Annotated in this window: 25 protein-coding genes and 1 tRNA gene; 16 read left to right on the top strand and 10 right to left on the bottom strand. The window is 45.3% G+C overall.

Going from position 1 to position 23832, the window contains the following annotated elements:
* Nucleotides 1–155: 155 nt before the first annotated feature.
* Nucleotides 156–1421: a YcjF family protein gene (locus MiAbW_RS15105; RefSeq protein WP_151696777.1), complete on the top strand. Its 1266-nt coding sequence runs from the start codon at nucleotides 156–158 to the stop codon at nucleotides 1419–1421.
* 429 nt (nucleotides 1422–1850) lie between these two features.
* Here MiAbW_RS15105 and cdd read toward each other — a convergent pair whose 3' ends face one another.
* The 4 genes from cdd to pheS all read right to left on the bottom strand — a co-directional run bounded on the left by cdd (nucleotide 1851) and on the right by pheS (nucleotide 4824).
* Entirely contained in the window at nucleotides 1851–2258 is a 408-nt protein-coding gene (gene cdd, locus MiAbW_RS15095) for a cytidine deaminase (RefSeq protein WP_151696776.1), read from the bottom strand.
* Nucleotides 2245–3387 (bottom strand): NAD(P)/FAD-dependent oxidoreductase, encoded by a 1143-nt coding sequence (locus tag MiAbW_RS15090; RefSeq protein WP_151696775.1) that lies wholly within the window; start codon nucleotides 3385–3387, stop codon nucleotides 2245–2247. The genes cdd and MiAbW_RS15090 overlap by 14 nt, the downstream gene beginning before the upstream one ends.
* A gap of 74 nt (nucleotides 3388–3461) precedes the next feature.
* A complete protein-coding gene (locus tag MiAbW_RS15085; protein ID WP_151696774.1) occupies nucleotides 3462–3806 on the bottom strand; it encodes a DUF4870 domain-containing protein in 345 nt (114 codons plus the stop codon).
* 13 nt (nucleotides 3807–3819) lie between these two features.
* The gene (pheS, locus tag MiAbW_RS15080; protein ID WP_151696773.1) at nucleotides 3820–4824 is read right to left on the bottom strand and encodes a phenylalanine--tRNA ligase subunit alpha; all 1005 of its coding nucleotides are present in this window, start codon (nucleotides 4822–4824) and stop codon (nucleotides 3820–3822) included.
* A gap of 241 nt (nucleotides 4825–5065) precedes the next feature.
* On the opposite strand from pheS, the gene MiAbW_RS15075 reads away from it, so the two are divergent.
* Entirely contained in the window at nucleotides 5066–5359 is a 294-nt protein-coding gene (locus tag MiAbW_RS15075; RefSeq protein ID WP_151696772.1) for an RNA recognition motif domain-containing protein, read from the top strand.
* 112 nt (nucleotides 5360–5471) lie between these two features.
* A complete protein-coding gene (locus MiAbW_RS19630; protein ID WP_002733784.1) occupies nucleotides 5472–5636 on the top strand; it encodes a hypothetical protein in 165 nt (54 codons plus the stop codon).
* Here MiAbW_RS19630 and MiAbW_RS15070 read toward each other — a convergent pair.
* Nucleotides 5633–8332, bottom strand: coding sequence for a CBS domain-containing protein (locus MiAbW_RS15070; RefSeq protein ID WP_151696771.1), 2700 nt, complete (start codon nucleotides 8330–8332; stop codon nucleotides 5633–5635). The genes MiAbW_RS19630 and MiAbW_RS15070 overlap by 4 nt on opposite strands.
* A gap of 113 nt (nucleotides 8333–8445) precedes the next feature.
* Here MiAbW_RS15070 and MiAbW_RS15065 point away from each other — a divergent pair, with 113 nt between their 5' ends.
* From MiAbW_RS15065 to sigC, 10 genes are all read left to right on the top strand, one after another.
* Complete coding sequence (locus MiAbW_RS15065) at nucleotides 8446–8892, top strand: CopD family protein (RefSeq protein ID WP_151696770.1); 447 nt, start codon at nucleotides 8446–8448, stop codon at nucleotides 8890–8892.
* 384 nt (nucleotides 8893–9276) lie between these two features.
* On the top strand, nucleotides 9277–9465 hold the full coding sequence (gene psbZ, locus MiAbW_RS15060) for a photosystem II reaction center protein PsbZ (RefSeq protein WP_004160875.1): 189 nt from the start codon (nucleotides 9277–9279) through the stop codon (nucleotides 9463–9465).
* A gap of 116 nt (nucleotides 9466–9581) precedes the next feature.
* Complete coding sequence (ribH, locus tag MiAbW_RS15055) at nucleotides 9582–10127, top strand: 6,7-dimethyl-8-ribityllumazine synthase (RefSeq protein ID WP_151696769.1); 546 nt, start codon at nucleotides 9582–9584, stop codon at nucleotides 10125–10127.
* 57 nt (nucleotides 10128–10184) lie between these two features.
* Nucleotides 10185–10463, top strand: a complete 279-nt coding sequence (locus tag MiAbW_RS15050; protein ID WP_151696768.1) for a hypothetical protein — start codon at nucleotides 10185–10187, stop codon at nucleotides 10461–10463.
* A 71-nt stretch (nucleotides 10464–10534) separates the two neighbouring features.
* Nucleotides 10535–10606 (top strand) — tRNA-Gly (locus MiAbW_RS15045).
* A gap of 174 nt (nucleotides 10607–10780) precedes the next feature.
* On the top strand, nucleotides 10781–11188 hold the full coding sequence (locus tag MiAbW_RS15040) for a hypothetical protein (protein WP_151696767.1): 408 nt from the start codon (nucleotides 10781–10783) through the stop codon (nucleotides 11186–11188).
* Between the two features lie 10 nt (nucleotides 11189–11198).
* Entirely contained in the window at nucleotides 11199–12446 is a 1248-nt protein-coding gene (locus MiAbW_RS15035; protein WP_151696766.1) for a glutamate-5-semialdehyde dehydrogenase, read from the top strand.
* Between the two features lie 161 nt (nucleotides 12447–12607).
* Nucleotides 12608–13555: a LysR family transcriptional regulator gene (locus MiAbW_RS15030; protein WP_151696765.1), complete on the top strand. Its 948-nt coding sequence runs from the start codon at nucleotides 12608–12610 to the stop codon at nucleotides 13553–13555.
* A 67-nt stretch (nucleotides 13556–13622) separates the two neighbouring features.
* Nucleotides 13623–14684 carry an anthranilate phosphoribosyltransferase family protein gene (locus tag MiAbW_RS15025; protein WP_151696779.1) on the top strand — a complete coding sequence of 354 codons (1062 nt, stop codon included), beginning with the start codon at nucleotides 13623–13625 and terminating at the stop codon, nucleotides 14682–14684.
* Between the two features lie 232 nt (nucleotides 14685–14916).
* On the top strand, nucleotides 14917–16161 hold the full coding sequence (sigC, locus tag MiAbW_RS15020) for an RNA polymerase sigma factor SigC (RefSeq protein WP_151696764.1): 1245 nt from the start codon (nucleotides 14917–14919) through the stop codon (nucleotides 16159–16161).
* Between the two features lie 66 nt (nucleotides 16162–16227).
* Here the strand turns inward: sigC and MiAbW_RS15015 are convergent, their stop codons facing one another.
* Together MiAbW_RS15015 and MiAbW_RS15010 are read right to left on the bottom strand one after the other, a co-directional pair.
* Nucleotides 16228–16710, bottom strand: coding sequence for a thiol-disulfide oxidoreductase DCC family protein (locus MiAbW_RS15015; protein WP_151696763.1), 483 nt, complete (start codon nucleotides 16708–16710; stop codon nucleotides 16228–16230).
* Between the two features lie 114 nt (nucleotides 16711–16824).
* A complete protein-coding gene (locus tag MiAbW_RS15010) occupies nucleotides 16825–17544 on the bottom strand; it encodes a TerC family protein (RefSeq protein WP_151696762.1) in 720 nt (239 codons plus the stop codon).
* Between the two features lie 187 nt (nucleotides 17545–17731).
* On the opposite strand from MiAbW_RS15010, the gene psaM reads away from it, so the two are divergent.
* The 3 genes from psaM (at nucleotide 17732) to MiAbW_RS14995 (ending at nucleotide 19780) form a co-directional block, all read left to right on the top strand.
* A complete protein-coding gene (psaM, locus tag MiAbW_RS15005; protein ID WP_012264462.1) occupies nucleotides 17732–17824 on the top strand; it encodes a photosystem I reaction center subunit XII in 93 nt (30 codons plus the stop codon).
* Between the two features lie 155 nt (nucleotides 17825–17979).
* Nucleotides 17980–18330: a hypothetical protein gene (locus tag MiAbW_RS15000; RefSeq protein ID WP_151696761.1), complete on the top strand. Its 351-nt coding sequence runs from the start codon at nucleotides 17980–17982 to the stop codon at nucleotides 18328–18330.
* 322 nt (nucleotides 18331–18652) lie between these two features.
* The gene (locus MiAbW_RS14995; RefSeq protein WP_151696760.1) at nucleotides 18653–19780 is read left to right on the top strand and encodes a THUMP domain-containing class I SAM-dependent RNA methyltransferase; all 1128 of its coding nucleotides are present in this window, start codon (nucleotides 18653–18655) and stop codon (nucleotides 19778–19780) included.
* Here MiAbW_RS14995 and mdh read toward each other — a convergent pair whose 3' ends face one another.
* From mdh to MiAbW_RS14975, 3 genes are all read right to left on the bottom strand, one after another.
* Nucleotides 19781–20758 carry a malate dehydrogenase gene (mdh, locus tag MiAbW_RS14990; protein ID WP_151696759.1) on the bottom strand — a complete coding sequence of 326 codons (978 nt, stop codon included), beginning with the start codon at nucleotides 20756–20758 and terminating at the stop codon, nucleotides 19781–19783.
* Nucleotides 20759–20783: 25 nt separating this feature from the next.
* Nucleotides 20784–20999 carry an NAD(P)H-quinone oxidoreductase subunit O gene (locus MiAbW_RS14985; RefSeq protein ID WP_151696758.1) on the bottom strand — a complete coding sequence of 72 codons (216 nt, stop codon included), beginning with the start codon at nucleotides 20997–20999 and terminating at the stop codon, nucleotides 20784–20786.
* Nucleotides 21000–21180: 181 nt separating this feature from the next.
* Complete coding sequence (locus MiAbW_RS14975) at nucleotides 21181–23832, bottom strand: glycoside hydrolase family 10 protein (RefSeq protein WP_151696756.1); 2652 nt, start codon at nucleotides 23830–23832, stop codon at nucleotides 21181–21183.

Raw genomic sequence — 23832 nt, 5'->3', positions numbered from 1 at the left:
GATGGACAGTCGGAATTTCAAGCTTGGGGAGAAACTGTAAGACTCTTTGGTACTTGTACCCAAAAGCGGGTTTCTATGAATCAAGAATCCCCCGTCACAGCGTCAGCTTGACGACGGGAGTGTCAATTTAGTTATCATAAACCCTTCTAATCCCCATGACTGATAAACTGCCCATTGATTCTTTGGTCAATACTTGGAATAGTCTCACGGGGGAAGTGATGAAAAGACTCCCCATCGACCAGTTGACTAATACTGTCCTCCAGTGGTTTAGTGTTAGTGACACTCAAGTGGCGGAAATTTTAGAAAAAGTCCGTCAAGAATTACCCACCACCGAGGCGCTGTTAATCGGCAAACCCCAAACGGGAAAAAGTTCGATTATTCGGGGAATAACGGGAGTTTCGGCGGAAATCGTCGGGCAAGGTTTCCGTCCCCACACCCAAAACACCCAGCGCTACACCTACCCCGCGGAAGACTTACCCCTGTTGATTTTTACCGATACAGTGGGGTTAGGAGATGCCTATCAACACACAGACACGGTAATCGCGGAATTATTAGCAGATTTAGCCGAAAACACGGGACGCGCCCAAGTTTTTATCGTGACGGTAAAAATTGATGATTTTGCCACCGATAGCCTTCTGGAAATTACCAGACAACTGCGGCAAAAATACCCTAAAATCCCCTGTTTACTGGCTGTAACCTGCCTTCATCAGCTTTATCCTCCTAATACCGCCGATCATCCCCCTTATCCTCCCGATTGCGAGGATATCAATCGCGCCTATCAAGAAATTAAAGAAACTTTTAAGGATTTATATGACAATTCTGTGCTAATAGATTTCACCCTAGAGGAAGACGGTTACAACCCCGTTTTTTACGGTTTAGAGGCATTTAGAGACAATTTAGCCGATTTATTGCCAAAAGCCGAGGCTAACACCATCCACCAACTTTTAGATCGGGAAACCAGCGATAAATTAGGCCATCTCTATCGGGACGTGGCCCGACGCTATATGTTAGCCTTTTCCGTCATAGCGGGAACCTTGGCGGCGATTCCCTTACCCTTAGCGACTATGCCCGTGTTAACCGCCCTACAAGTGTCAATGGTGGGGGTTTTAGGCAAACTATACGGTCAAGTCTTAACCCCATCCCAAGCCGGTGGAATTGTCAGTGCGATCGCTGGCGGCTTTTTGGCCCAGGCCATCGGTCGGGAATTAGTGAAATTTATTCCCGGTTTTGGCAGTGTCATCGCCGCTTCTTGGGCTGCCGCCTATACCTGGGCCCTAGGAGAGGGTGCTTGTGTCTATTTTGGCGATTTAATGGGGGGTAAAAAACCCGATCCTAAAAGGATCCAAATGGTGATGAAAGAGGCTTTTTCCGCTGCCCAAGAAAGATTTAAAAATGTCGCCACGGGAGGAGATAAAATTTAGTTATTAGCCCCTTAAGTGTTGGAGATGAAGCAGCCTAAGACAAGTGGCATATCTTCCAGTTAGCGAGATTTTAGTAATATTCGTCAGCTTTAGCCCCACTGGAAATTTACTTGGGTTTCTGAACCAGATCGATGGTTCAATACAGTTGAATATATCCCGTTCAAGTAATAGACAAAACATATCAAAAATGTGCCATCAGTTTCAGTGGGTAGCAGTATAATGGCTTTAGGCAGTTTTACTGGGATAAAAATAAGGCAAAACGCAATCTATCAAAGCAGCCAGCCTCATTTGAGGAGGCAAAAACTGTTTTTGATGATTCTCCGCCAATTCAAGTCTCAATTGGCGGATTTATTCAGCAAACCCTAAATAGTCAAAAGTGCATCAAGGCGATAGCATTGTAGTACCTTAACCCCTACACTTTACCCACAGTTAAAAACGAAAGGAAAAAGGCAGTAAATCCGAGAGACTAAAACGATAATTTTGCTGAGTTCCACAGATAATAATCTCTGCTTGCGGCGCTAATTCGGCTATCCATTGACGACAGGCTCCGCAGGGAGTTAACTGACTAATATCATCCTTGTCCACCCCATCGATACAGGCTATAGCGATCGCCCGTACTTCTTGATCGCCCGCTGCGATTATTTGCGCTAAAGTTGCCCTTTCTGCGCACAAACTCAAGCCATAACTAGCGTTCTCTACATTAGTACCAGCATAAATCTTTTTATCTGTCAAGACCGCCGCCCCCACCCGAAAACGGGAATAGGGAGAATAGGAAAGTTTCGCCACTTCCCGAGCAGTGTCACAGAGTTGTTGTCTTTCTTGGTCAGATAGGGTCATCGGCTGCCGATAAGCGATCAATACCTAACTTACCACTTAACATTTCCTTGACCATTTTAGCGGTAGCGGGGGCCAATAAAACCCCGTTGCGGTAGTGTCCCGTGGCTAGAATAACGTTATCGTATCCGGGCAAATATTCGATGATGGGAGCGGATTTTTTCTCCGGTCGCGGTCGCTTACCTGACCAAGTACGCATGATCGCACCCGCAGCCAAAGATGGACAAAAAGCGATCGCCTGTTGATACACTTGCTCTAATAGGGCAGTATCGGCGATAATTTCGCCCTTTTCGTCTATAAATTCCACCGTTGCCCCAATCCAGTATTCCGCTCCGGCCAAAGGCAGAATATGCAGGTCATTTCCCGTTAAAATCGGCTTAAAATCGGAACTTTCTAAGGGTTGGGTCAATTTTATCTGCAAAGCTTGCCCTAAAACCGGTCGGATCTCCACTGGATGGGTAAGAGTTTCAGTTAAAGCAGTGGAACCGATTCCCGCACAAAGAACCAAAAAGTCGGTTTCCTCTATACCACTGGAACTGTAAACGTGGGTGCATTGCCTCAAACTAGAGCTTTGAAGCTCTGTCTTCCCGAATTTTTCAACTTTTACCCCAAATTGACATTTTACCCCCCTTCTTGCCGCAGCAGCGACGAGAGCTTCCGTGAGCAGGACCGGGTTAATTTGATGATCCCTGGGGGAGTAGATAGCACCCTGGAGATGCTCGCTGGCCACTTGGGGACATTTTTGGTTTAAAGTCTCTGTATCCCATATCTCTAGACAATATCCCTGTTCTTGGCGGATTTGCGCTAACTTGCGCCAATTTTCTTCGTCTTCGGCACTCGATCGCAGTAGGACAATACCATCACGGTTACAGGGAATAGTCAGTCCGGTGAGGGATTCTAGCTCAGGAAGGAGGGTTTCGTAACGTTTTAAACTTTCTTGCCGCAGTTTCCAGGCTCTACCTTTAGTTTTATGGCTGATAATCCCCATTAAAATCCCTAAAGCTGCCCCAGTTGCTCCTTGTCCAGGTTTTTTTTCATCAATGAGGGTAATTTCTAATCCTTCGATGGCACTTAATTCGTAGGCAATGGTGGCCCCCACTATCCCCGCACCGATGATGACAATTTTAGTCATAAACTCCAGAGGCTATTTTTCTAGTGGGAATAGGAATAAAAAAGGGTTGAACAGGTTTCAACCCCGATAATTAATTACAGAACCCGGAAAATAAAAGGATAACGGAAAACCTTATAGGCATCTTTCCAGACTTGCAGAATAGCAAGAATGGGGAGAACCATATTCACCACAGCAAGAATCGGTAAGAGCAAATAACCGATTAAAACCCAAACTAGAATCCCGGCAATTAGGTAGTATAACCACATATTTAGGTGAAAGTTTAAAGCTTCTTTGGCGTTTTCCTTCACCGTTTCATCATCAGAAATGAAATAAATAGCTAAGGGAATCCCCACCGATACCAGCGTAGCACTCAAAAAGATCGAAGCATGACAAGCCACGGATAGGAGTCTTTTTTTGGTTAAATCTTCACTCATGACCATCGGGTTTATCCCCCTAAAATTGGCGGAGAAAGCGGATATCGCTATTATAACAACGGCGAATATCGTCTATCTCATGTAATACCATAGCAAATCTTTCCACGCCAAAACCAGCAGCAAAACCCGTATAGATTTGGGGGTCATAACCGACTGCTTTTAAGACATTAGGATCCACCATACCACAGCCCATCACCTCCAACCATTTGCCTTTCCACTGCACATCTACCTCGGCCGAGGGTTCAGTAAAAGGGAAGTAGGAAGCGCGGAATTTAACCGGTAAATCGGCCCCGAACATTTGCTTAAGAAATTCTTTAATTGTTCCTTTCAAATCCGTAAAAGTTAATCCCCGGTCCACCGCTAATAATTCCACTTGATGAAAAACTGCGGAATGGGTTGCATCCACGGTATCGCGACGATAAACGCGCCCCGGGGCCACAATCCGAATCGGGGGTTCGTGACTTTCCATGTAGCGAATCTGGACCGGGGAGGTATGGGTCCGCAATAAACGACCATCCCTCAAGAAAAAAGTATCCTGCATATCCCGGGCCGGATGGTCAGCAGGGATATTTAAAGCCTCAAAATTATAATAATCGGTTTCTACCTGCGGCCCAGTGGCGATGTTGTAACCCAGACCGACGAAAATATCGATCATGCGATCAACTGTGCTATTTAAGGGGTGAATTCGCCCTAAAGGACGGCTAAGAGCAGGTAGGGTGACATCGAGGGTTTCCGCCGCTAATTTCGCCTTAATTTGGGCATTCTGGAGACTTTCTCGCCGGGATTCCAGCAGCGATTGTACTAATTCTTTGACCTCATTAGCGATCGCACCGAGTCGCGGTCTCTCTTCGGGGCTTAATTTGCCCATTTCCCGTAAAATCTGCGATAATTCTCCTTTCTTACCCAGATAATTCACCCTTAGCTGTTCTAAGTCTTCTAGGGTTGTTATTTGTTCGATGGAATTTTCCGCTTTCCCTGCTAGGGTTTTTAGGGCAGTTTCGATCGGATGGGGGGATAAACTCATAATTAGGGCATTTTATAGGGCAGCATTATAGTCTAGTTTATCTGCTCCCGTGGCGGGAGAGGTAGAATCGATCAAAGCTAATAGCTATGTGCTAGGATGGATATTGAGAATAAAAGTCGGCACTGCGGCTCGTTGTCAGTATTAATGGTCTAAGCGTTTCTGTTTAGTATTGGTTCAGCTAGTTCCCGAAATCTTGGTTCTCTACAAATCTGTTGTTTTTATCTGTGCAAGGATAGGTTTTATGTCAATTTATGTTGGTAATCTCCCCTTCGAGGTTGACCAAGAAGACGTAGTGGAGGTTTTTACCGAATATGGTAAAATTAAGCGCGTTCACCTCCCCATGGATCGGGAAACGGGAAGAAAACGCGGATTCGCTTTCGTGGAAATGGAAACCCCAGAGCAAGAATCGGCCGCTATTGCCGCTCTTGACGGAGCCCAATGGATGGGACGAGAATTAAAAGTCAATCAAGCTCGTGAAAAAGAACCCAAATCTTCCTTCGCTGGTGGTGATCGCAATCGAGACCGTCGCTACTAATCCCTGATCGTAACCATTCTAGGCTATGATTACCTAACTTGTTTTCATTGTCAATAGGGGAAGCGAGTGCTCGTTTCCCCGCTTGTCTATCTATTATCCCAAGGAGATTCTTGTGGCTAAACGTCGTAATTTGAAAAAAGAAAAAGCTGAACGCAACCGCGCCTACGCTCGTCAATTCCGGGCTGCCTCTAATCGTACCACCACTAGAGGAGGTAGAGGCGGTTATTCCAGCGATCAAAGACAATCTTCGGAAAATGAAGGGGCAGCCGATACCTAATCTGCTGACTTAGTTAATCTAGCAATAAAAGCCATAGCTTCGCTTTTATTGCTGACTATTCCATCTAAAGTCGCCCCCAACACTGCCGCAAGTAATAGTTTAAACTGGGGACCGGGTTGATAACCCAAAGCTTTTAGGTCATTGCCGTCGATAGGAGCCTCGATCTGCGACCATCTAGTTAAATATTGCCAGATTAAACCCCGAATCCTAGTCTGACTCCTCATCGCCACCAGTAACAAACTAGGAACCTGATAACCATTGAAAAAGCTGACCATTTGACTAACGGGTCGATCATAAGCAAAATTATTGCTAATCTCCCTTTCCATAACTTCTAGTTTTTGTAAACGCGCCACAGTATCTTTGGGCAATTGTAAATTATTAGCGATCGCTATTCTTTCCCCCACAGCCAGAGAAGCGATTAATAATTCCAACCGCATTAACCAAGCATTCACTGGCAATTCCAGACTTAAACAATCTAACCAACGACTGAGACAGCGCAATTGTCGCCATAAAGCCCGATTTAAACTTAAATCCCTGTGTAAACAGTGCAAAGCCCCCAAATCAGCCAACTTTGCTAAGGCACTTTCCCAGTAATCTGCCTCTAAAATATAATTCAACTCCGCTTTTAAACGGGACTGTAAAGCCGGTGCATTCTGATTTTGTTGTCGTGAGCGCTCATAAACCCCACTTTCGATCGCATACCTAATATAGCTTTCTGTCAAGGGTTCAATAACAAATCTTAACCGAGTGGCAAAACGCACCGCTCGATAGATGCGCGTCGGATCCTCGATAAAACTATTAGCGTGGAGAACCCGGATGTGTTGGGCGCGTAAATCCAACATACCGCCAAAAAAGTCTAGTAATTCCCCCTCTTTCGGGGAAGTTAGACGAATTGCCAGAGCATTAATCGTAAAATCCCTTCTATACAAATCCTGTCGAATCGAACTAGCCTCCACTTGGGGATTGCTGGCGGGATAGGGATAGAATTCCGTGCGTGCCGTGGCAATATCCACCCATAACGAGCCAAAACGCTCATCTTTGTGCCATAACAAAGCCGCCGTCTGAAATTCCCCGTGAATCGATAACCGGGCCCCCGGATAAATTTCCTTTAGACAATTAGCCAACTCTACCCCCGCACCCACATCGGCGGCGCGATGGCAGCCATCCACCACTAAATCGATATCCTGTAACAATAAACTATCCCTTTCTGCCGCTAACAATAAATCGCGCACCGCACCCCCAACCAGATAGAGATGCCAACCGCGTTTTTGAGCGGCAGCGGCGGCAGCTTGCAGGAATGACCATAAAATCGGCTCTAAACGCTCTTTAATCGCTGGGAAAAGACAGGAAACCAAAGCAACCCCTTCAAAACGCACCCGCTCATTTTGATGGATCTGTCTTAATACATCTGTACGAGTGACGATACCGACTAACTGCCCGTTTTCTAGTACAGGTAAACGCCCTAAATCATAGGTTACCATCAGTGACTCGATTTCCTGAAGGGAAGTGTCGGGGGTAATAGTTTTCGGATTACAAGTCATGTATCCCTTCACAGGAGAGCGAGAAAAGCCGTGATGGAGAGCTAAATCGAGGTCACGACGAGAAATCACCCCAACTAAGCGATCCTGCTCATCTACCACCGATAACCCCGAATGGCCGTAACGAAAAAGGATGCGCTCGGCTTGAGATATGGAAGTATCGGGACGAATGGTTCGCACCGGAGAAGACATTAAATCCCTAGCGGTGGGAGGGGGAGGAATTTGGGCAATTAAGTCCCCCAGCAGTTGATTTAACTGTTGAACTGGCTGAACATCGCGAAAACTCACCGAAGCGGCCTGAGCATGACCACCGCCGTTATAGGGGGAAAAAAGCTGATATAGATTCACTCCATCGATTCTAGAGCGACCAATCACAGTTAAACGCTGTCGGGACTTATCTTCCTCGTTTTTACTATAAATATGGCCGAAAAGTAACGCATCACTATCGGATAATTCCATTAGGCGCTCGGCCACACTAGACAAACCGGGGATAAAATCGGCAGTATGGAGGAGAACGTGGGCGATTTTACGGCCATAGATCGTTTTAATCTCTAGATTTTCCCAAGCAAGGCTAAATAATTCCTGTAAGCGCGGGGAAAAACTCGGTTGACAGTATTGGGCGATCGTTTTAATGTTAGCAGCACAGGTCATTAACCAAGCCAAAGCATAGGCATCCCTGGGGGTACTACCGGCAAAAGTCAGGGAACCCGTGTCAACGTGAATACCGAGCGCCATTACCGTCGCTGCCATCGAGTTTGGTTTAATCTGGGCTTTTTGTAAAGCTTCGACAATTAAAGTCGTGGTAGCTCCCACTGCCTCTAAATGGACGCTAGAGGCATGAATATCACTTTCACTATCCAAATGATGATCATACAATTCGATCGCCTGTAAATGCCCTAAATCTAGCCACTGGGAGGCTTTTCCCAGACGCTCCCGCCACTGATTATCAACGATAATTAAAGAGCGAATCTGGGCCGGACTAACACTACGCAGTTCAATTAAAGCAAATTCATCCCGATGTAGGGCCAAAAATTCCCTCACCGTCGGGTGCGCGCCTCCCGTTAAAACAATACGACTACCCGCTTTCAGCAACGATAAACCCACCGCTGCCCCCAAAGCGTCAAAATCCGCCGTTTGATGACATAAAATTAAATCCATACTCTTTAGTAGAGAGAAGATATTAGAATTTTTTCTGTATTTATTGTTACTGAATACTCGGAAATAACCGCAGCAAGAACTATAAGTTAGCAAATCATGACTGAGAGAAACCCATGTTATTCAAAATTTTAGTAATTCTCCACACCCTAGGGGCGACCGTCTGGGCCGGTGGCCATTTATTGTTGGCAGTCACAGTTCTACCCCAGGCCCTCAAAAACCGAGAACCAGACCTAATTCGTCAATTTGAGCAATATTTTGAAGGTTTTGGGTTATCTGCGCTATTGTTGCAGGTAATAACAGGCCTAGGACTGACTTGGATTTATTTGCCCAGTTTTCGTTATTTTTGGTCATTTGATAGTTTTTTATCAGTTTATATAGGAATTAAGTTGGCTTTACTGTTATTAACTCTCATCTTAGCCCTTCATTCCCGCTTTTTTCTCCTTCCTAAACTGAGCAAGGAAAACTTAAATTCTCTCGCCCTGCACATAGTCGCTGTCACCACTCTAGCAGTATTATTCGTCATTTTTGGTGCCGGCATCCGTTTAGGGGGCTTGACCTAGGCTGCAACCATTAGCTTTTAGCAGTTCGGCAGTCTGGAAACCCTTCTAGGCCAGGTTTGGCGAAAACGCAAAAATAGGGTAATCTGGGCAGGGGGTACTAGGAAGTCACTCCCCCCCACCTAACCCCTGTAATCCTGCTTTTGGCAAGGACGGAGACATCAAAAAAGTTTTCAGCACCGCTGCGGCTGGGTAGTCACTGGCAGTAAAATTAAAATGCTCGTGGATTCGGTCTGACGGGGATATATCCTTGTAACCCCTGATTCAGGGGGGAGTTAGAGGAAGGATTGTCCAGTTAAGTTGAGTGGAAGCGAGTATCTTCCCTACAAGTATCAAATCTGGGAGAATTATCTAGATAAAGATCAACTGCTTTAGGAGAACCCAATCATGTCTATTGTTTTTCAATTTTTTCTCATTGCCCTAGTTTTATTTTCCTTGCTGATGGTGATTGGTGTCCCCGTTGCCTATGCTTCCCCCCAAAACTGGGATCAATCGAAACCCCTTCTCTATCTCGGTTCGGCCATTTGGGCAATTTTAGTCGTTGCCGTCGCTATTTTAAACTTTTTAGTGATTTAGTCTTGATCAGGAGACGGGAGGCAGGGGGCAGCAGGCAGCACTCTCCCTACTCCCCACTTCCCACCTCCCCTACCCCCCAGTTCCCCATCTCCCTACTCCCCTATCCCCTTCTACCTATGACTGTTTTTGAGGGAAATTTTACCCAGGATATATCCTCTTTGCGCTTTGCGATCGTGATCGGTCGCTTTAATGATCTCGTCACCGATAAACTGTTATCAGGCTGTCAAGACTGTCTCAAGCGTCACGGCGTTGATGTCAATCCCGATGGCACTCAAGTGGATTATATCTGGGTACCCGGTAGCTTTGAAGTGCCAATGGTAGCCCGTCAAGTCGCCCTTTCCCACCGTTACAATGCCGTCATCTGTCTAGGGGCAATTATTCGCGGCCAAACGCCCCATTTTGACTACGTTGCCGCCGAGGCCGCCAAAGGCATCGCCGCGGCCGCTTTTCAGACAGGTGTTCCCGTTGTCTTCGGTATTCTCACCACTGATACCCTACAACAAGCCCTCGAACGGGCGGGTATTAAAAGTAATTTGGGCTGGAATTATGCCCTATCTGCCCTAGAAATGGCTAGTCTCATGCGTCAATTGCGCCCCCAGGATGAAGAAAAACCCCTAGAATTATTGGAAAATAATCCCCGACAGGCACTGATAGAAGGCTAAGAAAATTACCCCAGCATTTAGGGTTTTAGTTGTCCCCACTCCCCAAGAGTTCCACTGATGAGCGAAGCCCAACAGAACAAATATATTAACCAACTCAGACGGCAATTAGTCAACGCTGTCGAGAGAATCAAGACTCGGGAATTAGATTTAGAACCAGAGGGGCGGATTACGGAAGCTTTTGACGCTATGGAACGGCATATAGATGAAAAATTCGCCGCCATTGACAAGCTCTTTGATCGCTTGGAACATCAGTTCAACCGACTACAGGCTAAGATAGAAGTGGTTCTCGAAGCTATTACGGGTTTGGGGGATTTGCCAGAAGATGAATCATTGTAAAAAAATGCTCCAAACCACTTGACAAATGCTCTGAGATTTGGCATAGTTAGGGAAGTGTAAAAAAAAGGCTTGCGGGCATAGCTCAGTGGTAGAGCGTCACCTTGCCAAGGTGAATGTCGCGCGTTCGAATCGCGTTGCCCGCTTAAAAAAATCTTGAAATAGACCTTAAAATTGGGATGAATAATTTAGAGGTATCCCTTAAGATGGGAATTACCCGTGAGAAACAGGTTTCAGGATTTTGGGCAACCATTGAATCCCTGAGCTATTCCCCCCCACGAGCGACTAAAAACAACCGTTGATAAACAAAAAATTAGCTTGTGCGACCGCATAAACATACCAAAATCGACCAACACCAAGACTATCCCTGTCCCTGTCGTCGGAAAGGGACATTATGCCCGATTTTATTGACCGATGCCTTTGGATGCGATCGCTGTCAACAGATATTTGTTGTCCAGGAAAACGGCCAAATTATCGAACAATTAGCCCCCCAGTACCCCTATAAACGCACTTGGCGCTGGACGGGATTTCGTTGGGTGAGTACCAATCAGCGCCTGGGACAAGAGGTATTACCCCTGATGATGGGGATAATTCTGTTACTATCGATCGTCTGGCTACCCTTAATTTTAAAATCACCGCCGGGGGTAAGCGTGATTTTTGGGGCAATTCTAGTTATGCTATTAGTTATTTTGCCCGCATTCATCTTCTGGTTAGCCTATCGACGCTAGACAAGAATCTATGATCGAAAGTTCCTCCACCCCCCCCCTGACGATCTTTAAGCAAGCATACAATGCTTTTCTGGCTCTAGGTCAATTTAATGGCAACGAAAGAAATCGCGGAGTAATTGCGATCGCTAAGGGCATTAAAACGGGCTTTGATCGCATTTTAGAAGCCAATACCCTCGATTTAGAAGTCAGTCGAGAGATGGCCGTCTCAGAACAAATGATTCGCTGGTTACGGTTAACTCCCGAACGTTTAGAGACAACAGTGGAGGTATTACAACAACTAGCGGAAGCATCGGATCCGCTGCAACAGGTAATTAACGCAGCCTATCAACTTAATCCTTCCCAAACCTATTGCCAAAGGATGCCCTTAGGAGTGATTGCCTTCGTCTATGAAGGTTTTCCCGAATTAGCGATCGTAGCGGCAGGATTTTCCCTAAAAAGTGGCAATAGTTTGATTATTCGCGGTTCCAATGCCTCTAGTCATTCCGATGGGGTGATTACGGAAATTATCCAAGAAGCATTGGAAGATGTGGGTTTACCCGTGGATTGTGTGAGTGGTTTACCCTGTGATTCTAGTCCCTCCCTAGAGGAGTTGCTGACCCAAGAAAATTATGTTAATTTGATTATTCCCTACGGTCGCCCTAGTTTAATCGGTCGGGTGAGTCAATTGGCTACGGTTCCCGTTTTGCGCGCGGCCATGGGAAACTGTTATTTGTATTGGTCTCCTAGTGGGGATTTGGAGTTAGCTCGTCAGGTAATTATCGATAGTCATGGCAGCATACCAGATCCGGTTAACGCGATCGAAAAAGTTTTAATTAGTCCCCATCAGAATTCTTCAACTTTAAGCCGTTTGTTTAAAAGTTTGCAGGAAAAGGGCTTTAAATTGCGGGGAGATACCCGATTAGCGGCGGATTTTCCGGAACATTTAACCATTGCTACCGATAATGATTGGCAAAGACCCTATTTAGAAAAAACTCTGGCCTTTCGGTTAGTGGATACCCTCACTGATGCGATCGCTTGGATTAATAAGTATAGTAGCGGTCATGCCGATTGTATTGTCACCGAATCCTATCGAGAAAGTCGTCAATTCGCCATGGAGTCCGATAGTGCTTTAGTTTATATCAATTCCTCACCCCGATTTGATCGCAATCCCAAACAGGGAGAATCGGTATTTTTGGGCATTTCCAACCAAAAAGGCCAACGCCGGGGGTTAATCAACCTAGAAACCTTTACCACCCTTAAACAGGTGGTGCAGGGCTAGTTTTTTTCAGTGAACAGTCAATAGTAAACAGTAATCAGTGAACTGAAAACTCACATCTGATAACTGATAATTGAGAAAACGGTAGCAATTTCTACCAAAAGTCAGAATAAAATTCGTTATTGTCATAAAGTCATGAGGGAATGTAATTAAAACGAGAAAGAATGCGGATCGAGCAGTTGCAAGCCTTTTTAGCCGTAGCCGATACGGGCAATTTCGGTCAAGCCGCGCGCCAGTGTGGAGTCACCCAATCGACTATCAGCCGCCAGATTCAATCCCTAGAAACCGATTTGGGACTACCTCTTTTCCATCGCACCGCCCAAGCGAAGTTAACCATTGCTGGGGAGAAATTACTGCCCCGGGCGAAACGAATTTGTCAAGAATGGACGAATGTTCACGAGGAAATCACTGACCTACAAGCAGGAAAACAGCCAGAATTGTGTGTGGCGGCGATTCATTCTGTGTGCGCCCATTATTTACCGCCGATTTTGCCGAAATTTTGCGCTGAATACCCAGAAGTGCAGTTAAGAGTGACAGCACTAGGCAGTGATCGCGCTTTAAAAGTGCTGCGGGATGGTTTAGTAGATGTGGCGTTGGTAATGAATAATCGTTTTCTCACCTCTAGTCCGGAGATGGTGGTCGAGGTATTATACCAAGAAGCGATCGAAATTCTCATGGCCGCAAATCATCCCCTCGCCCAATACAAAGAAGTGCCATGGTCGGAATTAATCCCCTATCCGCAAGTGGTTTTCAAAGATGGCTACGGAATGCAAAGATTAGTACAAGAATGGTTTTCCCGTCAGGATGCCCACCTGAAAACTGTTATGGAATTAAACACCCTCGATGCTTTTCGCGGTGTGGTGCGTCAGGGTAATATTATCGCTCTTCTGCCCCAATCTGCCCTGATGGAAGCTCGTAGCGATGCTACCCTCGCCATTCGTCCTCTTGCTTCCCCTAGTGGCGAAAATCCCCATCTTAATAATGGTAAATTTAGTCATCGTCTCACCCGTCAGGTAGTCCTCGTCACCACTAGCGATCGCCTACAGATACCACCGATCGCTCATTTTTGTCAATTAGTGCGGCAAATGAAGCAAAGTGTGGTTAAAAGCTGAGAAAATCCCCCTGTCCAGCCTTAAAAATCCCAATCAATCCTATTTACTCTTTATTTTCTTCCTTGAGATGAGCGATACTTTTCGAGAATTATTAAAAGCGATCGGTAGTGGCACCCATACGGGCAAAAATCTAACCCGTTCTGAAGCGGCGATGGCCACCAAGATGATGTTAACCCAAGAGGCGACTCCAGCCCAAATCGGTGCTTTTATGATTGCCCATCGCATTAAACGCCCCACCAGCGATGAGTTAGCGGGAATGCTTGATGCCTACGCCGAGCTTGGCCCGCAAATAACCCTAGAATCAGCCTCTTTTCAGCATCCGATCGCTATTTTTGGTAATCCCTACGATGGACGCTCTCGCACTGCCCCGGTTACTCCGATCACTACTTTAATCCTAGCGGCGGCGGGGATTCCCGTAGTCCTGCACGGTGGCGATCGAATGCCGACTAAATACGGTATTTCCCTCAGGGAAATCTGGCAGCAATTAGGAGCAGATTTTAGTCAACTATCCTTAGCAGCAGTGAAAGACTGTTTAATCACCACAGGATTGACTTTTTTCTACATTCCGTCCCATTTTCCCCTAGTACATAATTTCACCACCTATCGGGAGCAAATCGGTAAACGTCCGCCTATGGCCACGGTAGAGTTAATGTGGTCGCCTTTTGTCGGTAATATTCATCAAATATCGGGTTTTGTTCATCCCCCCACCGAAGATCGTTTTTGCGAAACTTTTGCCCTGAGAAATATTTCTCATTTCACGACTGTGAAAGGATTAGAGGGCAGTTGTGATTTAGCCTGTAATCGGACAGCGATTATTGGTCTGGGAAATCCCACCGATCCCCCTTCCTTTCAGCGATTTTTCTTAAATCCTCGCGATTATAGCTTTTGTCCGTCGGATTATCCCCTCGAATCTTTAGAAATGCTCACCAATAAATTAAAGGGTTTATTAGCTGGAGAAAATAATGAATTAACCGATGCGGCAATTTTTAACGGTGGTTTTTATCTTTGGCGCTGTGGAATTGCACCAGATATCCCCACCGGGTTCCAACAAGCACAAAAATCTTTACAGTCGGGAAAAGCCCTGGCTAAACTAGAACAGATCAGTAATTATCTGGAAAATCAGGAATAGATGGAAATAGGGGTGTAGGGGAAATTACTTCTAAATCAATCATTAATTCGAGAAGTTGGACTAAGAAGGTAAACCCCAGACTTGGTGTAACTTCTAGGTTTAAAGATAAATACTTTTGAGAAAAAAATTTTTCCGACTGTATCATTTTCTCGCTTAATTGGGAAATCTATGACTACGGTGAACGATTTAGAAGTTTCTAATTCCTATCACAGTCACCCCTAGAGAAGCCACCATGTCTGCAATTAACCCCTCGATGCTCGAAACTGAATTTATCTCTCCCTCTTTTTCTGCCCTAAAACTGAAGGAAAACTCGATCGACCGAGATGAAGATTTTCTCGGCAGTGATTTAGAAGATGATTTAGTATCTAGTCCTGAAAAAAGCTACAACAAAGGGACAACCACTGATTTAGTACGTTTATACCTAAAAGACATTGGCAGAGTGCCTCTACTCAAACGGGATGAGGAAGTTGAACAAGCGCAACAGGTGCAGCGTCATCTGTCTTTACTGGAATTATGTGCCACTGCTGTTAAACAAGGTGATGCACAAGTACAGCAATTTGTCAAGTTAATTGAGATTCGCGATCGGCTAACCGCTCAATTAGTCCATCGTCCCTCCCTAGAACGTTGGGCAAAAACCGCCAAAATCAGCGTGTCTGAGTTAAAAAATGCTTTAAAAATAGGAAAACAGCGTTGGGCGCACCTAGCGGGCTTAGAAGTGGGGGAATTAGAAGAAATTATTACCCTTGGTACCTGTGCCAAAGAACAGATGATTAAGGCGAATTTACGTCTAGTGGTGTCGGTGGCCAAAAAATATCAGAATCGCGGTTTAGAATTATTAGATTTGATTCAAGAGGGAACTCTGGGTTTAGAACGCGCCGTCGAGAAATTTGATCCCACCAAAGGCTATCGTTTTAGTACCTATGCCTACTGGTGGATCCGTCAAGGAATTACCAGAGCGATCGCAACTCAAAGCCGGATTATTCGCTTACCGGTTCATATTACCGAAAAACTGAACAGAATTAAGAAGGCACAAACGAAAATCTCGCAAATGCGCGGTCGCACTGCTTCGGTCGAGGAAATTGCCCAAGAGTTAGCTCTGACTCCTGAAGCAGTGCGGGAATTGTTGATGAAAGTGCCGCGTTCGGTTTCCTTAGAAATAAAAGTAGGTAAGGAAAAAGATACGGAATTATTAGACCTTTTGGAAACCGAAGCCCTGTCTTCAGAAAATCATCTTGTCTATGAATCTTTGCAAAGAGATATCAGAGAATTATTGGCAGATTTAACCGCTCGTGAACGAGAAGTGATTGAATTGCGCTATGGTTTTCTCGATGGTAAATCCCATTCTTTAGCCGATATCGGTCGTACTTTGGAATTATCCCGGGAAAGGGTACGACAAATTGAGTTGAAAGCATTGCAAAAATTGCGTCAATCCGGGCGAGGTCATCAAATTCGCGATTATTTTGAAGCGTTGATTTAGTTAGATCAGCAACAGAAGAACCCTACTAGGGAGTATTTAAATCCCTATTTTTTAGGAGATTTTAACTCACCCAGAACAACGATTTGATAAGTTGCATTGCTGCCTTTTTTGACGTTCTGCTAAGATTGTTTTTAAATTCGGTCTTCTGGTTAAGGTTAATCGCCAAGAAGCCCAAATTTCATAGATAATATCCACTAGAAACCCGATAATCGGCCATTTGGTAGCGGCATAAATCCAACCAATGCCCAAAATATCATAGACTTGGCGAAACACTTCCACATTTTGGATGATAGTACCATCAGCTAGTACGGCGTGGATTCGTCCCATGGCTGCCGCGAAGGGAATACCGCCATTTTCCTCCGGATTATAGTTTTCGGCGGCAATATCGACAAAAACAACTAATCCTCTCCCAGCATCCTGTTTTTGCAGAAAATTAACCTCCCGCAAGCAGAGGGGACATTCTCCATCGTAGAGGAGTTTAATTTTCCAAGAGGGCGATCGAGTAGAATTTTCTAAGGTCTCAGCAGATGGAGTCGGTAAAGATGACATGATCTTCTAGGGATTCTCTTTTCAGTGGTCGGTAATTAGTGAGGGGTTGAGAAGTAGGGAGTGGGGAAGTGGGGAGAATAAATAAAAATAATCTCCTGACTCCTGATGATTATTTTATGGCAATTTATCAGATTGGATGGTATCACTCTCTATTGGTTCTCGATCGTTGCGTTTTGAGAAACCCCAAGCAAAGAGGATAGCAATTAAACTAATCATAATCCATTCCGGCGGCACAAAATCGGGACTAATCACCCGCAACAGCAGTCTTAAACCCACCAAACCGACGGTGACAAAACCAGCATCTTCTAGGTGGGTGTATTCCTCTAACCAGCGAATAAATAAACCCGCCATAAAGCGCAGGGTAACTACTCCGATCGTACCACCAAGCAGGATCAACCAAGTATCATCGGCCACGGCGATGGAGGTGGTGACACTATCGAGGGAAAAAGCTAAATCGGTAACGGCAATTAGGGGGATAGCTTGCCAGAGAGAGTGAAACTGGAGACTATGATGGGTGTGATCCTTGTCTTCAGGGGATGCAAAGTAATTAAAGACTAACCAGAGCAAATATACTGCTCCCAAAAGTTCAAACTGCCAGTATTTAACCACCCAAGTGGCGGTAAGAATCAAGACCATACGGAGAATATAGGCGAAAACTAAGCCAATATTCAAGGCCTGACGTTGACGCTGATGATCTCCTAATCCCTGTGCTATGGAAGCGAGAGCAATGGCGTTATCTGCTGATAATACCGCTTCTAGGGCAATGAGAACCAACAGAATTAACGGGGTTTTTAGACTAAGGGTTAGAGATGAATCAAGGAGCGAGTCTAACATTGAGGCCGCAGGTAAAAATAAATGTAATCATGGCAATACTTCAGCTTAACGCTTTTACAACTTTCTTTTCTAGGGGAGATAACCGTCATCAGGGGGGAGATATGAAGTCTTGTAACGAAATGATGCAGAGAACCCCGATGATGTCGGAAAGTATTGGATGAATATCTTTATGAGGAGATAATCAGCAATGCTTTCTGATACTCAAGTTCTAGTCGCTCTGGTAATTGCTTTAATCCCCGGGATTTTGGCTTTTCGTCTAGCGACGGAACTTTATAAGTAAAATCGCTTTCAATAAACCCTAATCCCGTCTGACCTAGCTATAGGATAGACCGATTGGGGTTTTTTCGGTTATCGGTCATCAGTTATCAGTGATTGGGTGTAACTTAAAAGTAATTAGCCACCTTTCTCACCGATTTTACTTGTACTCATAAATCTATGACCGCACGAACACGAAACCAAACCGACAAAAAACCACAAAAAAAGCCAAAAAGCGGCAATAAATCTCAAAAATGGCAAATTATCGAGATTTGGCTGCGAATTATTGCCTATAGCACCCTTTCGATCACGGCGGTTTTTGCGATCGCTCGTTTGTTACCCTACCAACAGATGCAACAGGCAAAACTGGAAGAAGTGCGTTTGGCAGCCCAGGAAAAGGAGGAACGCGTTAATCAACTGCGGGATCAATTTAGTCGTAGTTTTGATCCCAGTCAAGCGAGGCAAGTCATGGGGGAACAAAGTCCCCGACGGGATCCTAATCAAAGACGCATTTTTTGGGTTTCTCAGTAGATTAGCTACCCGTGCATCTCAATTACCTGTTAAGACTCTAGGGGAGAGGAGATATCCACAGAGTCGGGATAAAACTAATGACCACAGGGACACAATTATTAAACATTTCTGCCTTGACAAAAGAGGATTGTTATGCCCGTGATTGGGCAAAATTTTCCCACCGACTAAATCCTGTGGCATTAGACGATTTTAACTGACTTGAGCAAATCAGAAAGAGAATTTACAAGGGGACAAAAATTAAAATCTTTCTGATTTCAAGCTACCAACGACTGGCGCTAGTCACTGAAAACTCACATCTGATAACTGATGACTGATAAATGAAATGACTCGATCCTATTTTGCTACTACCGCTAGGGGACTAGAAGAAATTGCCGCTAGGGAATTAGAACTCCTAGGGGCCAAAGAAGTGAAACCAGTATTCACGGGAGTCCATTTTCAGGGGGATATCTCCCTACTCTATCGAGTCAATCTTTGGTCAAGAATTATTTTTCGGGTTTTGGTTCCCATTGCCGAAATTCCCTGTGGGGATGGGAAGGAACTGTATGATGGCATTCAAGCCATTGATTGGCGCGATTATCTCAGCAGTGAGGAAACTTTAGCGGTACAATGTACGGGAACGAATGATCGCCTCAATCACACCCATTACACCGCCTTAAGCATCAAAAACGCTATTATCGACCAACAGCGTCAGCAGGGAAATCCCCGTTCTTTTGTGGATACAGAAAACCCCGACCTGCAAATTAACGCTCATATCGAGAAAAATCGCTGTGTACTTAGTTTAGATAGTTCTGGCCATAGTTTGCACCGTCGCGGGTATCATCGGGCCATGGGAGTCGCACCTCTGAAAGAAAGTCTCGCCGCTGCTTTGGTAGAATTATCGGCATGGCAGGATGATATGGCGCTTTTGGACCCTTTCTGTGGTTCAGGAACCATTGTCATCGAAGCGACGTTAAAAGCTTTAAATATTGCCCCCGGTTTATCCCGTTCCCAGTTCGGATTCCAGAAGTGGCCAGACTATCAACCGGATTTATGGCAATCTTTGGTTAAGGAAGCTAAAGAAAAACAAAAATTTCAGCTAAATGCGCCAATTTATGCTAGTGATGCCGATTATGAGGTTTTGCATCAGGCCGAGGATAACGCCTATTTTTGTCAAGTGCAGGACTATATTAATTTTAGCTTGCAAAGCATCACCGACTTAGAACCGACGAGCGATCGAGGGATTATTCTCTGTAATCCCCCTTACGGCAAAAGATTGGGCAATACCGAAGAATTAGGGGCCTTATATAAATCCTTCGGTGATGTCTTAAAACAGAGGTTTAAGGGTTGGACAGCCTATATTTTATCGGGTAACAAAGAACTGACTAAACAAATCGGCCTGCGTTCTTCCCGTCGCACTCCCTTGTATAACGGTTCTTTGCCCTGTACCCTTTTAAAATACGAATTGTATTGACTACATCAAAACCTTGAGACTGTCAAGAGCTAAATGAACATTTTGACGAACTGAGGCAGCAGAAGTGTGTAGATCCAGACGTTCAGCATCGGTTAAACGCACTTCCAGAATACTTTCCACACCCCGACAGCCCAAGCGACAGGGAACCCCCAGATAGACATCCTGTAAACCGTATTCACCCTTGAGATAGGCTGCCGCCGGCAGTAAACGGGATTGATTTCTCAATATCGTCTCGACCATGATACAGGCAGAGGAAGCAGGGGCGTAATAAGCACCGCCAGTTTGCAGTAATTTGACGATTTCAGCCCCTCCGTTGCGAGTTCTCTCCACTAGACGATTAATTGTCATCTCGTCCATTAATTCGGTAATCGGCACACCACTGACGGTACAGTAACGGGGTAGGGGCAACATTAAATCACCGTGACCACCCAAAACCATAGCATGAACGTCGGCGGTACTAACCCCCAATTCCATAGCGATAAAGCTTTGTAAACGGGAAGAATCCAGGACTCCCGCCATTCCCATCACTCTTTGGGGGGGCAAACCAGTTGCTTGCCAGACTAGATAGGTCATCACATCAAGGGGATTGGTGATGACGATAAAAATGGCTCCGGTCGAATACTTGAGGCATTTAGTGGCGGCCTCGACGACAATTTTAGCATTGACATTCATGAGATCATCGCGACTCATGCCCGGTTTTCTGGCTAATCCGGCCGTAATCACGACAATATCCGAGCCTGCCGTGTCTTCGTAGTTATTAGTGCCAATAATCTCACTGTCGTGCAGTTCTATGCCCTGGGCTTCCATCAAATCTAGGGCAATACCCTGGGGTAAACCATTGACGATATCGAGGAGAACCACATCAGCGAGGTTTTTTTCGGCGATGCGTTGGGCCAGGGTGCGTCCGACGTTGCCAGCACCAATAACCGAGACTCGGGGCGATTGACAGGGGATGGGTGTATCGTAGAAGTCAGCCATGGTTTATGGATGAGGCAATTCCTCATCAGGCGGGTTCCAGTTGTTCGAGCTTTAGCCACACACTGGGGGTAGGAACATAGAATTTAACCAAAGCGTAATCATCTTTTACGTCCAATACTTCTGCTGTCGAGTCGAACATATAACTGGGTAAACGGCGATCGCTAGCTAGGGACTCCAGGCTATTTTCTAGGTTTCCCGTCACCACGCGGACTAAAGCTCCTTTCTTAATTGTAGCTGCCATGTTTTCCTCGTTAAATTTGCTTGGGGGTTTCTCCCATAAATTGTTACATATTCCGGCGGGCCTCTGACAAGAGGGTGTGGGGTGTGGGGTGTGGGGTGTGGGGAGAATAAATAAAAGCTGTCTCCTGAATACTGTCTCCTGTCTCCTGACTCCACCAACAAACTTTTTCAGTAAATCCTAATTAAAACTCAACTCTTTGACCATAACTTAAGAGACTTTGTAGGGTTGCGAGGCGATTTTCCCAGACTTGTATTTGATAGGCAGATAAATCTTTTTGTCTGGACATCACAGATTTAAATTGATAGCTAAATCGCTTTAAAGCATTTTGCGTTAAAGTAAAATTGCGAGGGCTGGGATTATGAGCCAATTGCTCTAGTAGATTAGCCATTTCGTCCACTTCTTGCCCCCAAGCTTTTAAGGTTCCCTCCTCCATTGCTAATAAATTATTCATTAGGAGAAAACTCCACTCTTGACGCAGGGAATTAAACCGCGCTGCTGCGGTTTTGAAGGGTTGACGGTGGGGTAAAGGTTCCGCTTTTTTCGTAATTATCGATCCCTGAATGCGATTAAGAATTGTTTGCAAATTGGGATTGAGATTTTCTGTGGCAAAAAGAGCGAATCCCGAGGTGGGAAGATTGCGAATAAATTGTAGTTGATCGATCGTGACTTGATCGGGTACTTTTAACAGACGTATCCCAGGTATAATCAGAGCATTTCCTGCAATTTGGCGATCAAATAAAGACTGGGTTTTATCTTCTAAAGTACCTGTATCAAGAGCATAGGTCATTAAAAAGATCAGGTCTATCCATTGATTTTGTCCCCATTCTTCCCAGTTTTGTTGAATACGATATAATCGTTCTTTTTGTTCTAGGGGAAACACCGCCGCCGACATTTTTAATTGGGGGCGAATCTGTTTTAAACGAGTAGAAACCTGCGAGACAAAAGTATCAACCTGACGAATTTTAAAGCTAGTCCATTGTTCCCATAAAGCACCCCGGGAATTTAAAGTAATGGGATCAACTCCTGTGATTTGTTTAAATAACCAACGGCTGGATTTACCATAACCATAGGTTTGATTAGAATTTTGACTCTGGAAGGGATAGCGAATATAATCTAACTGCAAGCCATCCACATCGTAATTCTTGACAATTTCCTCGTAAAGAGATAAAAGATAGTTCTGTAGGTCGGGATTAGCGGGATCAAAAAAGGCTTTTTTCGTGCCTTGACTATAATCAAAAGAACCACCACTTTTATTAGTTGCCCGCCAATCGGGATTACGGGATAAAACCGGCCCGAGATAATCTAATGGTTGCTCCAATACTTTATTATGAGCTTGATTAGCCGCCGCAAAAACCCACACCCAGGCGTGGATTTCCATATTGCGTTCATGGGCTAATTTAACGGCAACTTTTAGGGGATCCCAACCTCTAGTTAAAGGATTTTGTTCGGGGGCAACTTGACTGGGATAAATAGTATAACTAGCATTAACTGTCTCGAAAAAGACCACATTAATACCCGCTGCGGCCATGCGATCGAATACTCTGGCTAAATCCTCCTCGTTTTTAGCTTGTACGATCGTGCCTCGATCTAACCACATTGCCCGTATTTCTGGTTGGGCAAATTGCCGATTAGTGGGATAATTATCCCAAAGACTTCGCCGCGCTTGTAACCAAAATTCCCGCGCTTGGGTATAGGAACCCTGGGCGATTAAATTCTGAAAATTATTTAAGGCTCCTTGGGCATTTTCTAGGGCTAAACGGAATCGTCTAGCTGTATCTGTGGTGGGGGAATTTTTCCCGCGATCATGAAATGCTTGTGCTAAGGATTTATCAGTATTGGATATATTACTATTGCTGGCTTCTGCAGCTAAGAGAGTCGCCCCATAACGCCCGATTAATCCCTGCAATTCCGCCGTCATTTGGCTAATTTGTTGAGGAGTTAGGGTTCCTCTGGGGGGAATTTGCCCAGTATTCGGACTTAATCTCGCCGTTTCATTGGGGGGATTTTCTGCAATCTGGGGTACAGAACGACGGGGTGCGGTCGCAACGCGCTCGCTACGCGAGATCGCTGTTGGTGCATTGTTAATATTATTAACTATTGTTGATTGGCCTTGACAATAGGGCGCAATTGTGCTAGGAGAAGAACTGCGATTAATGCCGTAGCGTTGCAGGGCGGTTTCTAGCCAAGCGCTATCGAGGGCGAGATTAGCGACGGCATCACTGCCCCAGCGCCAACCGAGAAAGATCGAGTTATTATTGAGGACAACGGCGGGGGGGTTATTGCGCGCCCCCCAGACGGCGACGGTTTGGCTATTAACTCCCGTGGGGATAACCACGCCACCGAGGAGACTGCTGGCTAGAGGTTTTTGGTTTTTTAGTTCGCCTAAATTAGTCGGCCGCAGGGTGTAAGCTTGGGAGTGGGGATAGGCCCAGTAGGCCCCAAATAGCGATCGCAATTGATTACGCACAGCAGGTTCCGAAAGATTCCCCGCCGGACCGGTGACAATTATTTTACCACCGCGATTAAGCCAACGACTCAAGACACCAGCTTGTAAACCGGAAATAGTCTCGACGTTGGGGATGATTAGAACCTTAATTTTATTTAAATCCTTGTCAGTTTGCCACTGATTACTCTGGAGAATGCAGTAATTAACGCCGACATTTTGCAGACGACTGGTGATAGCTGTCCATTGATTGGCATTTTCTTGACTTTTTAACACTGCCACCGGTGTCGCTAAAACTGGGATCGGTAGCAAGACACCCACACAGGACAAGAGGCAGGTAATTAGGGGCTTTTTAAAAAGATGATCAAGATGGAAGGACGATCCCAGCAC

Origin of the sequence: Microcystis aeruginosa NIES-4325 (genome assembly GCF_008974145.1) — a bacterium.
GTDB lineage: Bacteria > Cyanobacteriota > Cyanobacteriia > Cyanobacteriales > Microcystaceae > Microcystis > Microcystis aeruginosa_G.
Note: the sequence above shows the minus strand (reverse complement) of the source record. Positions and strands in the feature narration are given on the sequence as shown.

Coding starts and splice junctions, on each gene's coding strand:
- MiAbW_RS15050 (WP_151696768.1), top strand. CDS start 10,185: ATGAGCGAAGCCCAACAGAACAAATATATTAACCAACTCAGACGGCAA.
- MiAbW_RS15025 (WP_151696779.1), top strand. CDS start 13,623: ATGAGCGATACTTTTCGAGAATTATTAAAAGCGATCGGTAGTGGCACC.
- MiAbW_RS15035 (WP_151696766.1), top strand. CDS start 11,199: ATGATCGAAAGTTCCTCCACCCCCCCCCTGACGATCTTTAAGCAAGCA.
- MiAbW_RS14985 (WP_151696758.1), bottom strand. CDS start 20,999: ATGGCAGCTACAATTAAGAAAGGAGCTTTAGTCCGCGTGGTGACGGGA.
- MiAbW_RS14995 (WP_151696760.1), top strand. CDS start 18,653: ATGACTCGATCCTATTTTGCTACTACCGCTAGGGGACTAGAAGAAATT.
- MiAbW_RS15075 (WP_151696772.1), top strand. CDS start 5,066: ATGTCAATTTATGTTGGTAATCTCCCCTTCGAGGTTGACCAAGAAGAC.
- psaM (WP_012264462.1), top strand. CDS start 17,732: ATGCTTTCTGATACTCAAGTTCTAGTCGCTCTGGTAATTGCTTTAATC.
- pheS (WP_151696773.1), bottom strand. CDS start 4,824: ATGAGTTTATCCCCCCATCCGATCGAAACTGCCCTAAAAACCCTAGCA.
- MiAbW_RS15085 (WP_151696774.1), bottom strand. CDS start 3,806: ATGGTCATGAGTGAAGATTTAACCAAAAAAAGACTCCTATCCGTGGCT.
- MiAbW_RS15015 (WP_151696763.1), bottom strand. CDS start 16,710: ATGTCATCTTTACCGACTCCATCTGCTGAGACCTTAGAAAATTCTACT.
- MiAbW_RS15090 (WP_151696775.1), bottom strand. CDS start 3,387: ATGACTAAAATTGTCATCATCGGTGCGGGGATAGTGGGGGCCACCATT.
- cdd (WP_151696776.1), bottom strand. CDS start 2,258: ATGACCCTATCTGACCAAGAAAGACAACAACTCTGTGACACTGCTCGG.
- MiAbW_RS15000 (WP_151696761.1), top strand. CDS start 17,980: ATGACCGCACGAACACGAAACCAAACCGACAAAAAACCACAAAAAAAG.
- ribH (WP_151696769.1), top strand. CDS start 9,582: ATGACTGTTTTTGAGGGAAATTTTACCCAGGATATATCCTCTTTGCGC.
- mdh (WP_151696759.1), bottom strand. CDS start 20,758: ATGGCTGACTTCTACGATACACCCATCCCCTGTCAATCGCCCCGAGTC.
- MiAbW_RS15065 (WP_151696770.1), top strand. CDS start 8,446: ATGTTATTCAAAATTTTAGTAATTCTCCACACCCTAGGGGCGACCGTC.
- MiAbW_RS15010 (WP_151696762.1), bottom strand. CDS start 17,544: ATGTTAGACTCGCTCCTTGATTCATCTCTAACCCTTAGTCTAAAAACC.
- sigC (WP_151696764.1), top strand. CDS start 14,917: ATGTCTGCAATTAACCCCTCGATGCTCGAAACTGAATTTATCTCTCCC.
- MiAbW_RS15030 (WP_151696765.1), top strand. CDS start 12,608: ATGCGGATCGAGCAGTTGCAAGCCTTTTTAGCCGTAGCCGATACGGGC.
- MiAbW_RS15105 (WP_151696777.1), top strand. CDS start 156: ATGACTGATAAACTGCCCATTGATTCTTTGGTCAATACTTGGAATAGT.
- psbZ (WP_004160875.1), top strand. CDS start 9,277: ATGTCTATTGTTTTTCAATTTTTTCTCATTGCCCTAGTTTTATTTTCC.
- MiAbW_RS15070 (WP_151696771.1), bottom strand. CDS start 8,332: ATGGATTTAATTTTATGTCATCAAACGGCGGATTTTGACGCTTTGGGG.